At 62.1% G+C, this 12,454-nt stretch carries 12 protein-coding genes; 1 reads left to right on the top strand and 11 read right to left on the bottom strand.

Features of this window, described 5'->3' with window-relative positions:
- Positions 1 to 3 precede the first annotated feature (3 nt).
- From NBH09_RS06935 to NBH09_RS06905, 7 genes are all read right to left on the bottom strand, one after another.
- Positions 4 to 1,863 (bottom strand): ABC-F family ATP-binding cassette domain-containing protein, encoded by a 1,860-nt coding sequence (locus tag NBH09_RS06935; protein WP_250787505.1) that lies wholly within the window; start codon positions 1,861 to 1,863, stop codon positions 4 to 6.
- 205 nt (positions 1,864 to 2,068) lie between these two features.
- On the bottom strand, positions 2,069 to 2,941 hold the full coding sequence (gene pstB / locus NBH09_RS06930; RefSeq protein WP_199586048.1) for a phosphate ABC transporter ATP-binding protein PstB: 873 nt from the start codon (positions 2,939 to 2,941) through the stop codon (positions 2,069 to 2,071).
- Entirely contained in the window at positions 2,938 to 3,864 is a 927-nt protein-coding gene (gene pstA / locus NBH09_RS06925; protein WP_199586050.1) for a phosphate ABC transporter permease PstA, read from the bottom strand. The genes pstB and pstA overlap by 4 nt, the downstream gene beginning before the upstream one ends.
- Entirely contained in the window at positions 3,857 to 4,765 is a 909-nt protein-coding gene (gene pstC, locus NBH09_RS06920) for a phosphate ABC transporter permease subunit PstC (RefSeq protein ID WP_250787503.1), read from the bottom strand. The genes pstA and pstC overlap by 8 nt, the downstream gene beginning before the upstream one ends.
- 24 nt (positions 4,766 to 4,789) lie before the next feature.
- Positions 4,790 to 5,728, bottom strand: a complete 939-nt coding sequence (locus NBH09_RS06915) for a phosphate ABC transporter substrate-binding protein (RefSeq protein WP_250787501.1) — start codon at positions 5,726 to 5,728, stop codon at positions 4,790 to 4,792.
- 293 nt (positions 5,729 to 6,021) lie between these two features.
- Entirely contained in the window at positions 6,022 to 7,458 is a 1,437-nt protein-coding gene (locus NBH09_RS06910; protein ID WP_250787499.1) for a M20 family metallopeptidase, read from the bottom strand.
- Positions 7,459 to 7,513: 55 nt separating this feature from the next.
- The gene (locus tag NBH09_RS06905) at positions 7,514 to 8,176 is read right to left on the bottom strand and encodes an HAD hydrolase-like protein (protein ID WP_250787497.1); all 663 of its coding nucleotides are present in this window, start codon (positions 8,174 to 8,176) and stop codon (positions 7,514 to 7,516) included.
- 156 nt (positions 8,177 to 8,332) lie between these two features.
- Here NBH09_RS06905 and NBH09_RS06900 point away from each other — a divergent pair, with 156 nt between their 5' ends.
- A complete protein-coding gene (locus tag NBH09_RS06900; RefSeq protein WP_250787494.1) occupies positions 8,333 to 9,193 on the top strand; it encodes a DegV family protein in 861 nt (286 codons plus the stop codon).
- Between the two features lie 93 nt (positions 9,194 to 9,286).
- Here the strand turns inward: NBH09_RS06900 and NBH09_RS06895 are convergent, their stop codons facing one another.
- The 4 genes from NBH09_RS06895 to tgt form a co-directional block, all read right to left on the bottom strand.
- On the bottom strand, positions 9,287 to 9,595 hold the full coding sequence (locus tag NBH09_RS06895) for a type II toxin-antitoxin system RelE/ParE family toxin (RefSeq protein WP_195239464.1): 309 nt from the start codon (positions 9,593 to 9,595) through the stop codon (positions 9,287 to 9,289).
- Positions 9,596 to 9,597: 2 nt separating this feature from the next.
- Positions 9,598 to 9,897, bottom strand: coding sequence for a type II toxin-antitoxin system RelB/DinJ family antitoxin (locus NBH09_RS06890; RefSeq protein ID WP_138112866.1), 300 nt, complete (start codon positions 9,895 to 9,897; stop codon positions 9,598 to 9,600).
- A 113-nt stretch (positions 9,898 to 10,010) separates the two neighbouring features.
- Positions 10,011 to 10,769, bottom strand: a complete 759-nt coding sequence (locus NBH09_RS06885; protein WP_195239463.1) for an LOG family protein — start codon at positions 10,767 to 10,769, stop codon at positions 10,011 to 10,013.
- Between the two features lie 210 nt (positions 10,770 to 10,979).
- Positions 10,980 to 12,119, bottom strand: coding sequence for a tRNA guanosine(34) transglycosylase Tgt (gene tgt / locus NBH09_RS06880; protein ID WP_055285790.1), 1,140 nt, complete (start codon positions 12,117 to 12,119; stop codon positions 10,980 to 10,982).
- Between the last annotated feature and the right edge of the window lie 335 nt (positions 12,120 to 12,454).

Genomic DNA, 12,454 nt, shown 5'->3' with positions numbered 1-12,454 from the left:
CGTCTACTCCTCGCCCTCGAGCTTTTCGCTCGCCTCGAGCCACGCCATCTCCAGCTCGTCCATGGCGGCGTGGGCCTCGTCGATCTTTGCCTGCTGCTCGCCCAGCGCCGTGTAGTTGGTGGGATCGACCTGGGCCATGGCGGCCTCGGCCTCCTCCACGCGAGCGCGCTGCGTCTCCATCTTGCGCTCGAGCGAACTCACCTCGCGGCGAAGCTTCTGGCGTTCGGCGTTGGAAAGGCCATTGGGCTGCCCGCTCGTCTTGGGCTTTTCGGCCGCAACCGCTGCGGCGCCGGTGTCGAACGTGCCGGTCTTGGCGCTCGGCGCGCCCACGGGCTCGCCCTCGGCGGTGGCGTTGCACAGGCGCAGGTACTGATCCACGCCGCCGGGCATATGCGTCAGGTGGCCGTCGAGCAGCGCCCACTGCTGGTCGGTCACGCGCTCCATGAGGAAACGGTCGTGCGTCACTAGGATCAGCGTGCCAGGCCAGCCGTCGAGCAGATCCTCGACAATCGCCAGCATGTCGGTATCGAGGTCGTTGCCGGGCTCGTCCAGGATGAGCACGTTGGGCTCGTCCAGGATTGTCAGCAGCAGCGACAGGCGACGGCGCTGGCCGCCCGAAAGATCGCCGATGCGGCTCCAGAGCTGCTGCGTCGTAAAGCCCAGACGCTCGCAGAGCTTCTCGGGCGAAGTCTCCTTGCCGTCGATGACGTAGTACTTCTTATAGTTGCTGAGCACCTCGCGGATCGTGTCGCCCATGTAGGGCTCGAGCTCTTCGAGCTGCTGCGACAGCACGCCAAAGCGCACCGTCTGGCCAATCTTCACGCGACCGCGCAGGGGCGCGATCTTGCCCTGGATCACGTCGAGCAGCGTCGACTTGCCGGCGCCGTTCTCGCCCAAAAGACCATAGCGGTCGCCCGCGCCGATGAGCCAGGTCACATCGGTGAGCACCTGTTTGGACGTGCCATCGGCATCCGCATAGCCGGCGTCCACGTCGACCACATCGATAACCTGCTTGCCCAGGCGGCTCACGGCCAGGCGCTTGAGCTCCAGCTCGTCACGCACGGGCGGCACGTCGGCGATCAGCTCGCGAGCGGCATCCACGCGAAACTTGGGCTTGGTGGAACGGGCCTGGGCGCCGCGGCTCAGCCACGCGAGCTCCTTGCGCGCCATGTTGCGGCGGCGCTCCTCGGTGACGGCGGCCATGCGGTCGCGCTCCACGCGCTGCAGGATGTATGCCGAGTAGCCGCCCTCGAAGGGATCGACCTGGCCGTCGTGGACCTCCCACATGCTGGTGCAGACCTCGTCCAAGAACCAGCGATCGTGCGTGACCACGAGCATCGCGCCCTGACCGCGCTGCCAGCGGGCCTTTAAGTGACGCGCAAGCCAGTTGATGGTACGCATGTCCAGGTGGTTGGTGGGCTCGTCGAGCATGAGCACGTCGTAGTCGCCGATCAGCAGGCGCGCGAGGTCCACGCGACGGCGCTGGCCGCCCGAAAGCTCGCCCACTGTGCCTTCCCAGGGCACATCGCTGATGAGGCCGGCCAGAATCTGGCGCGTACGCGGACTCGACGCCCACTCATACTCGGGCGCGTCGCCCACGACGGCATGATGCACGGTGTCGGTATCGACCAGGTTGTCCTTTTGGCCGAGCAGACCGATCGTCGTGCCGCGGCGGTGCGTCACGCGGCCGTCGTCGGGTTCCAGCGTGCCGGCGAGTACACTCAGCAGCGTCGACTTGCCGTCGCCGTTTTTACCGACGATACCAATGCGGTCGCCCTCGCCCACGCCGAGCGTCACGCTATCGAAAATATGCTTGGTGGGAAACTCTAGGCTGATGGAATCGCATCCCAAAAGAATCGCCATATGCCCTGCTCCTTCGTAGAAATTCAACGTTGTCCATGATAGCAGCGAGCCCCACCCCAAACCACCACGAAGGTGCCTGTCCCCTTTGTGGTGGTCGTTTCGGTCGCAGAGCAAAAAGGCGGGCCATCTCGCAAAAGAGATGACCCGCCTCTCCAATCAGTCCCACGACAACCGTGGCCGCCGCGGGCCTCAAGCATGTCCCGGACTAGGAGAACATACCGGTGAGGTAATCATTCAGCCGCTTATCCTTGGGCCGTTGGAAAATCTCGTCGGTCTCGTCGTACTCGACCATATCGCCCATGTAGAAGAACGCCGTGCGGTTGGACACGCGCGACGCCTGCTCCATGTTGTGCGTCACGATGACGATGGCACGGTCGGCAACGATCGACGACATCAGGTCCTCGATCGCCAACGTCGAGATGGGGTCGAGCGCCGAGCAGGGCTCGTCGAACAGGATCACGTCGGGGTTGAGCGCCAGCGTGCGCGCAATGCACAGACGCTGCTGCTGACCGCCCGAAAGCGCGTAGGCGCTCTTGTCGAGCTTGTCTTTGACCTCGTCCCACAGCGCGGCACCGCGCAGACTTTCCTCGACCATGCGGTCGAGCTCGTCACGGTCGGTGATGCCGTGGCGCTTGGGCGCAAAGGTGATGTTGTCGCGAATGGACTTGCGGAACGGATTGGGCTGCTGAAACACCATGCCAATAGACCGACGCAGCTCGTAGGTGTTCTCGGTCTTGGTGTTCACGTTGCGCCCGCGGTAGTTGATCTCACCCTCCACGCGGCAACCGCGAATCTCGCGATTCATTAGGTTGAGGCTACGCAAAAAGGTCGACTTGCCACAGCCCGAAGGCCCGATGAGCGCCGTGATCTCACCCTTGTGGAAGTCGAGCGACGTATTGTGCAGCGCATGGTGGTCGCCATAGTACACATTGACGTCCTTGGTGGAGACCACGACCTCGTCGCTCACGGCCTTGCCGCTCACGCGAACACGTTTCTCGCTCTCCCCCACGCTCGACAAAAAGTCCTGGGTGTCGGACGATGCCGCCTCGGTTGCGGGCGTCGCATTCATCTCGCTCATTCGGCCGTCATCCTCCTTGCCAGTTGCTTGCCTACGATACGGGCGACTACGTTAAACAGCAGCACGCAAATCATCAGCAGTGCCGCGGTGCCCCAGACGATCTGCTGGGCCTCGGGGCTGCCCTCGCCATAGATCTTGTAGATGTGCACGGCCAGCGACTCGCCGGGACGGAACACGTTCCAGGCGCAGGTGGGGCTCGACAGGTTAAAGCTCAAGAAGTTCAGGCGAACCGGCGAGCTCATGCCCGAGGTAAAGAGCAGCGCCGCGGCCTCGCCAAACACGCGGCCGGCCGAAAGCACGATGCCGGTCACGATGGCGGGCATGGCCTCGGGAATCAGGATGTGCAGTGTGGCCTCCCAGCGAGTGAGGCCCATGGCCAGGCACGCATCGCGCTGGGCCTGCGGCACGTCCTCGAGCGCCTGCTGAATCACGCGCACCAGGATGGGGATGTTGAACATGGTGAGCGCGACGGCGCCGGAGATGATGGAGTACTTCCAGCCCAGCTGCACCGAGAACACCAGAAAGCCGAACATGCCTACGACAATGGAGGGCAGCGAGGACAGCGTCTCGATGGCGGTGGAGGCGATGTCGCGGATGGGGCCGTCCGGCGCGTACTCGACCAGGAAGACCGCGCCGCCCAGGCTGATGGGCACCGAGATACCTAAGGTGATCAGCAGTAGGTAGAACGAGTCGAACAGCTGGTAGAGCACGCCGCCCTGCGTTCCGTTGGCGCGTGCGGGCTGCGTGAGAAATCCCGGCTGGAACAGCGTCGAGATGCCCTCGAACAGAATATAGGCCACCATGGAGACGACGATGAGCATGACGATGGCGACGATTGCCGTCAGCACGCCCGTGGCGATGCGGTCCTGCTTTTGGACACGCCCGAGTCTCGCCTCGTCGATAAGGATGCGCGTGCTAGCCACGAGCCTTCGCCCCCTTGCGGCCGATGAGATGGATGATCAGGATAAAGATGAGACTCATGCCCATCAGCAGCAGGCCGAGCGCCCACAAGACGTCGTCCTGGGCCGAACCCTCGGCATAGACCGCCATGGACGTGGTAAGCGTGGTGGTGATGGTGGACGCAGGCGACAGCAGCGACGTCGGCATGGCCTCGATGCCGCCGATAACCATGCGCACGGCGAGCGTCTCGCCAAAGGCGCGGGTCATGCCAAGGATGACTGCGGTCATGAGCGATGGCATAGCGCTCTTGAGCACCACGTGCCAGATGGTCTGCCAGCGGGTGTAGCCCAGCGCGAGCGAGCCCTGACGGTAGCTATCGGGCACGGCGCGCAGGCCGTCGACCGAAAGCGTAGTCATCGTCGGCAGAATCATGACGGCCAGTACGATGGCGCCGGGCAAGATGCCCAGACCCGTGCTCACGTGGAAAACGCTCTTCATGAGGCCAACGACCACGTGAAAGCCGATCAGGCCAAAGACGACCGAGGGAATGCCGGTCAAAAGCTCAATAAGCGGCTGAAAGACCTTGGAGCCAAACTTAGGGCTAATCTCGACCGCAAAGATGGCAGAGCCGATGGCGATGGGCAGCGCGATGAGCGTGGAGAGCACCATGACCGCAAACGAGGTGATGATCAGAGGCAGGGCGCCGGTATAGGGCAGGCCGTTTTCGGCCGTGTTGGCCAGGTCCCACTTGGTGCCGGTGAAGAACTCGACGACCGAAACGCCGTCCTTAACAAATGCCGAGAGGCCCTTTTGGGCGACCATAAAGATGAGCGCGGCAACGACAAGCGTCACGAGCGCTACGCACGCGCCCGTGACGCCCAGGCCTACGTTCTCAAGGTCGCGCTTTGGCAGCTGTTTTGCCATTGCAAACCTTTCCGGGGCGATTACTTATTTAGCGGAGACCTTGCCGCTGGCGTCCTTGACGACCTTCATGGCAGAGACGGGAATGAAGCCCTGCTCCTCGACGAGCTTGCCCTGGACGTCGTCGGAAAGCATGAACTCCAGGAAGGCCTTGGTGGCCTCGTCGGCGTCCTTCGCGCAGTACATGTGCTCGGTAGCCCAAATCTTAAAGGAATCGTCGGTGACGTTTGCGCTCTTGGGCTCCACGCCCTCGACCTTGATGGCATTGAACTTGGAGTCATCGAAGTGCGAGAAGTCCAGGTAAGAGATGGCGTTGTCGGTGCTGCCCATCTGAGTCTGGACGTCACCGGACTTGTCGAGCTCGGCGTCGCCCTTAAAGTCGACGGCCTCGTCGCCAAAGACGGCAGCCTCGAAGGTGGCGCGGGTACCGGAGCCTGCCTTGCGGTTGAGGACGACGATGGTAGCGTCGTCGCCGCCGACCTCCTTCCAGTTGGTGATCTGGCCGGAGAAGATGCCCTTGAGCTGCTCGAGGGACAGGTCGTCGACCTTGACGTTCTTGGAGACGACAGGGCCCATGCCCACGACGGCGACCTCGTGGTCGACGAGGTTCTTGACCTGGTCGGCCTCGAGCTTGGTCTCCGCGAAGACGTCGGAGTTACCGATGGTGACGGTGCCGGCGGCGACAGCGGTCAGGCCCTTGCCCGAACCGTTGCCCGAACCGGAGATGGAGACGTCGGGGTTGGCGTCCATGAACTTCTCGGCAGCAGCCTCGACGAGAGCCTGGAACGAAGAGGCGCCGTCGTAGGTCACCTCGCCGGAGACGGACTCGGCAGCAGCAGCGCTACCCTTGTCGGCGGCGTCGGATGCGCCGGAGCCGCCGCAACCAACGAGGCCGAGACCGACGATGCTGGCGAGACCACCAGCGAGGCCGAGGAACTGACGACGAGAATAAGCCTGATCGAGCATGATCTTCCTTTCATACATGCGATTCGCGGGCACCCTGCCCGCTTTGCTGTTTGGAAAGATACGACCCCGACCGGGCAGCGCCCGCGCCAACTGCGGTTTTTTACGGGCATCTGATAGACCCTTACCGCAAGCGCAGCACGGCCTTTACAAACGAATAACAATCCAGCGCCGAACATGGCGCACCTTTTACACCAATAAAAACAAAGTTGCGGTGAAATAGTTCCTGCTCGGCCATCAAATGGCCCATTCTAGGAACTATTCCACCGCAACTAAGATTGGGAAACCGCGTAACCTTAAAGCTCTAATTCATTCAAACGGAGGATCGCAACAATATAGATCTTGAGCGCCTGTTTAAGCTGGTCCTCGTTGGCGCACTCGTTGGGGCCGTGCATCTGGCCGCCCCACGCGGGCAGCTCCAGGCCGGTCTCTTCGGGGCCAAACGAGACGGCGCGGGCAAAGTTGCGCGCGTACGTGCCGCCGCCCATGGCAAAGGGCTCAGCATGCTTGCCCGTAAACTCGTTATAGGTATCAATAAGCGCCTTCACGGCCGGATCATCGGCAGAGACCGAGAACGGCACCTTTGCATGACCCACGCGACACGTCACGTCAAAGCGCCCCACAAGCGGCTCGAGCTGCTCGCGGATGGTATCGGCGCTCGTGCTGTCGGGGAAGCGCACGTCGATGACCTGCTCAATATGGCCATCCGCCACGCGGATGACGCCAGCGTTGCAGGTAAGCGGGCCAAACGCCGAGCTCGTCGCATCGATACCCAGGCCGCGGCCATAGGCGTCTGCATGTACAAAGGCCAGGAACTTGACGAACTCGTGCTCGGCAGGCGTCAGCAGGCGCTCGTCACGGGCACCAAACGCGTCCTCGGCCTCGCGCAGGTACGTCACGATCAGGCCGACGGCGTTGATGGTGCCCTCAGGCATCGAAGCGTGGCCGCCAATACCGTGGGCGAAAATCTGCGCATGCCCGTTATCAAGCGCCGTGATCTCCAGGCGGTCGACGTTCTCAACGGGCGCCGGCAGCTCATCGGCGGCAATCGCAAGCTCGCAGATGGACTGCGACGGAATGGCATTGCTCGCCTCGGAGCCGCTCCACGACACGATGCGCCCGCCGTCGATCTTGGGGCTCACGAACGTCGCCCCAAACTGGCCCTTCTCGGCATTGCAGACCGGGAACTCGGCATCAGGCGTAAACAGAAAGTCAGGGTTGGGGTAGTTCTCCAGATAATGGTGAACGTCGGACATGCCCACTTCCTCATCGCAGCCCAGCAGCGCGCGGAAGGTGTAGCGCGGCACAATGCCGTGCTTGAGCAGGTACGCGCCGGCATAAAGCGACAGCACTGCCGGGCCCTTGTCGTCGATCACGCCGCGACCGAGCAACCAGCCCTCGCGACGCTCCATCGCGAACGGGTCGGTGTTCCAGCCAGGGCCGGCGGGAACCACGTCCACGTGGCAGATAGTCGCGAGCTGCTTGTCGCCGCGGCCCGGGATATCGGCGATTCCCGCATAGCCCTCGTCGTCGCTCGTCTGATAGCCGAGCTTCTGCGCAATGCCGAGCGCGCAATCGAGCGCGTCACGGACCGGGCGGCCAAACGGCGCGCCGGGCTCCGCATCGGCAGAAACTGCCACGGAAGGATAACTCACCAGCTGCTCGATATCAGCGACGACATCCTCCCAGACCTCGTCGACATACTCAGCGACGCTCTGCTCCACCTGATTCATGGACGACCTCCTTACCAATGAGCGACGGGTACGCCCGCCCCTCACATTATGTCTATTAGATAGCGAAAAGTTTAGCAAGCTCGGCCACCGAGTGCACCACCGCATCGGCGCCCGCGGCCTCGTGCTCCCCCGGCGCTGCCGCGCCCGAATAGATGCCGATGCACGGCACGCCCATCGCGTGCGCGCCCTCCACATCGTTAAAGCGATCGCCGATCATCACGGCATCGTCGGCCGTCGCGCCGAGGGCCGCCAGGGCATCGCGAACCGAATCGGCCTTGGTCTCGCGTCCCTGCGGCGGATTCATGCCAACCACCGCCTCAAACTGCGAAAGCCCAAGCTCGCCCACCATGTCAATGCACTTTGCCTCCATGCGTGACGTCGCCACGGCCAAGCGATGCCCCTGCGCGACAAGGCCATCGAGCAGCTCGGGGATTCCATCGAACACGGGATACTCTTCCGGTCCCAGCTCATCAAAAAAGGCACGGTACTCGTCGGCCACCACAAGCGACTCCTCGCGCGTAAAGCCGTAAAAGTCGTGGAAGCTCTTCCACAGCGGAGGCCCGATCATGCGACGCAGGTCACCCATCTGCGCCTCCGAAAACCCGCGCGCGGCCAACGTCTTGCGCGTCGAGGTCATCACCGCTCGACCCGTATCTGCCACCGTGCCATCGAAATCAAACAGCACGACCGGCCGCTTGCATATCTCCAGCGCCTCCATCGGCATCCCTCTTCCCCAGTTGACGATTTCCACACCGACACTTCAAACTGTTGACTATTCAACAATTGAACCTATAAATGTGGAACGACTCCACTATACTTGTCGCACTTTGCTCTCAGAAGGCGGCGCTGCCGCGCCCCAACGAAAGGTGCAATTATGTCTTTTGCCATCATAACCGACTCCACGTCGGACATCTCCCCCGCCCGCGCCCAAGAGCTCGGCATTTACGTGATTCCGCTACATGTGATTATCGAGGGCGAGGACCTGCTCGACCAGGTGCAGATTACCGCCGAGGAATACGTCGCCCGCATGGCTGGCTCCGAGGAGTTGCCGCACACCTCGCAGCCGAGCGCCGGCGAGTTCAAGGCACTCTTTGACCGCGTGCGCGCCGACGGCCACGATAGCGCCATCTTTATCTCGCTGTGCAGCGAGTGGTCCGCCTGCTATGCCAACGCCAGCCTGACGGCCGAAACGCACGAGCTCGACGTGCGCTGCATCGACTCGCGCACCGGCTCGGGCGCCGAGGGCCTGCTGGTGGAGTACGCGCTGGCCATGCGCGAGGACGGCCGCAGCCTGGACGAGACCGAGGCGCAGATCCGCGCGACGCTGCCCGACGCCCACCTGCTGCTGATTCCCCGCACGCTCGAGAATCTCGTTAAGAACGGCCGCGCGCCCAAGCTCGCCGGCCAGCTCACGCAAATGCTCAGCATTCGCCTGGCCGTTTCGCCGGAGTGGAAATCGGGCGAGATCAAGGCCATAAAAAAGGGCCGCGGTGCCAAGCGCATCGTTACCAACACCATGGCCGATTGCCTCGCATTTTTGGCCGAGTATCCGGGCTCCAGCGTGCGCGTGCTCACGACCGGCGCCGCCGAGGAGCAGGAGCTTGTCAACGAGGCACTCGCGGGTCAGGATTACGTAGACGCCGGCACCGGCCCCATCGGCTGCACCATCGCCACCCACGTAGGCGTCGACGCCATCGCCATCAGCTACTGCCCCCGCTACCAGCCAACTCACTAGGGACGCCCACATCAGTTGCGGTGGAATAGGGACTGTTTTTGGCTTATTAGCCGCCAATCAATCCCTATTCCACCGCAACTTAGAAATCGGCAATCAGCCCTGCGGACCCTGGAACAGCTCCTCATGAGAGCCCATTCTGACCAGCCGGATCACAGGATTAGTCTTATGCGGCAAGTAGAGAACGACCACGTCGACCAAGCCATCGGATAGATGGAAATCGATGTGGCCGTTGTAGTTGCCGCCCGGGTTTGAAAGCTCATGGGCGCCATATTCCGCGGGAAGCGAGCCGTGAGCTGCAAGCTCTGCGACCGCCGCCCTAAACTCGGTTTTTAGCTGCGGATGGATGCGCATCGTCCGTTTGTAATCCGCCTTAAACTGAGCCTCGACTTTAATCTCAAACATCGCTAGTCCTCATCGAGGAACGATATAAGCTCATCAGCGTTATTGAATGACGGGCTGTCGTCCGTCAAAATCCCCAACTCATGAGCCTCGGCGATCACCATGGCGCGTCTCGTCGCCTCGTTGGGCACCTCTGCCCTTCCTACGATCTCAAAAGGAATCTTTCGCTGATTTACCAGCTGCCGAACAGCAAGGTTGAGATACGAATTGAGACTTAGACCAACCGTATCCAAGAACTCAGTCGCCTGCTCCTTGAGCCCCTCTTCGATGCGAACCGTCGTAGGCTTAACCGTTGCAGTGGACATACGCGACCTCCTCGCCTCGTCTTTTGCATCAGTATACCCAATTTAGATGGCAGACTGATGTTAAATAGCATCAGTCTGCCATTCACAATACTACAACGACAGGCACGCTCGCCCTATATCAACCCGCTCAGGGCGATGTCGACGGCCTCGTTGAGGTCGTCGGTGATGTGGACGAGGTCTGGATCGAGCGGGCTAATCATGCCGGCATCCATCACCGGGCCGTTGAGCCAGTCGAACAGGCCTTGCCAGTACTCGCTGCCCACCAGTACGAGCGGCATGCGCTTGACCTTGTGCGTCTGCACCAGCGTGAGCACCTCGAACATCTCGTCGAGCGTGCCGAAACCGCCGGGGAACACGATGGCACCCGAGCTGTACTTAACGAACATGGTCTTACGCACAAAGAAGTAGCGGAAGTCCATACCCAGGTTCACGTATTTGTTGAGCCCCTGCTCGTGCGGAAGCTCGATACCCAAGCCGACCGACTTGCCGTTGGCACTCGCCGCCCCCCTGTTGGCCGCCTCCATAATGCCGGGGCCGCCGCCGGTGATAACCGCCACGCCGCGCTGCGCGATCTTGCGGCCGACCGTGCGCGCCGCCTTGTAGAGCGGATCGGTCTTGGGCGTGCGGGCACTGCCGAAGATGGTCACCGCGGGCCCGAGCTCGGCAAGCGCGCCAAAGCCATCGACGAATTCTGCCTGAATACGAAGGACGCGCCACGGATCGGCATGCAACCAGTCGGTTGAATCTTCGGGCGCCAGCAGGTTGGCGTAGGTGTTGTCCTTAGGAATCATGGGGCCGCGCATGACCACGGGGCCGCGGCGGTACGTCTCGTCGTAGGCGGGCTCGCCCTCGACGTTCTCATTCTTAATCATGGGTGCTCCTATCGAAAATAGAAACGGGCGGGATCGACGCCATGCGTCAAACACCCGCCCGAGCATCAACTATTCGGTATGGTACCCACGATACATCAAGCACTTGCAAGCTATCGGTCAGCGGTCGCGCAGCCGGTGTCAGCGAATGCGACGACCGGCTGGCGCTCGACCATTGCCGTTGCCCACGCTCTGCAAGCGTGTCTGTCGCCCTTAGTAATCCACCGCGGCAGGGCTGTTCATCCAGTCGCTCACGAACGCGCCGTAACGGCCCTCGATAATGGCCTGGCGGGCACGCTGCATAAGGTTGAGCAGGTAGTAGATGTTGTGCATCGACAGCAGAATGCCGCCGAGCATCTCCTTCTGCGTGACCATGTGGCGAATGAGTGCGCGGCTGTAGCCGCCCGTGCACACCGGGCAGGTGCAGGTGGGATCGATGGGGCCGTCGTCGTGCGCAAAGCGCGCGTTGCGGAAGTTGAGGCGACCCTCGCTGGAGAACGCCGTACCCATGCGGCCCGTGCGCGTCGGCAGCACGCAGTCGAACATGTCGATGCCCACGCCCACACCGCGCACGAGGGTGGTGGGGTTGCCGACGCCCATCAGGTAGCGCGGCTTGTGCTTGGGCATGTACTCGCTTACGAGCGGTGCCAGGGTCTCGAACATGGTCTCGTGGTCCTCGCCCACCGAGTAGCCGCCGATGCCGTAACCGGGGAAGTCGCCGCACTCCTCCAAATGGCGCAGCGAGCGCAGGCGCAGATCTAGGTGCATGCCGCCCTGAACAATGCCAAAGAGCGCCTGGTCGTCGCGGGTATGCGCCTTATAGCAGCGCTCGGCCCACATACTCGACAGCTCAACGGCGCGCTCAACGTAGGCGCGCGTGGCGGGATAGCCCGGACACTGGTCGAGCTGCATGCAGATGTCGGAGCCGAGCTTCATGGCGATTTCCATGTTGTCCTCGGGCGTCCAGAACACGTGGCGACCGTCGTAATCGTTGACGATAAAGCGCACACCCTCGTCGGTGAGCTTGACGGCGTCGTTGTGGCTGAACACCTGGAAGCCGCCCGAGTCGGTAAGAATGGGGCCATGCCAGTTCATAAACTTGTGCAGTCCGCCCAGCTCGGCGATGGTGTCCTCGCCGGGACGCATGGACAGGTGATAGGTATTGGCAAGCACGATCTGGGCGCCGAGCTGTTTGACGGTCTCGGTAGGAATACCCTTGACGTTTGCCTTGGTGCCCACGGGCATGAAAATCGGCGTCTCGATGTCGCCGTGCGGGGTATGTAGCACGCCGGCGCGCGCGTGCGTGGTCGGATCCTCGGCGATCAGATCGAATTTAAAAAGGCTCTGGTCCATAAACTGGAACTCCTTGGTTGCGGTTCATACGCAAACCATTATACGGGCAACCCGCAAAGAGCACCGACTCGACAGAAACTGGTGCATTAAACGACTAGTCGTCGGGGACAATCTTCAGCGCCATCTTGCAAAGGAGTGTCCCAATCTGCTGGCACTTAGGGACTGTCCCCAAGTGCCAGCAAGAGTGTCCCTTATGACTAGTCATTTAAGAACGTCCCCAACGACTACGAGATCATCTCCAACAGCCAAGGCAACGCCGATGCTCTGGCGACGTCAGCGAGCGGTCGCCCTGGTGACCGCGCAGCGTCGAGCCGTTACGCGGTTTGGAAAAACAG

Source organism: Collinsella sp. BG-O-102 (assembly GCF_023656745.1).
Classification (GTDB): Bacteria; Actinomycetota; Coriobacteriia; order Coriobacteriales; family Coriobacteriaceae; genus Collinsella.
Note: the sequence above shows the minus strand (reverse complement) of the source record. Positions and strands in the feature narration are given on the sequence as shown.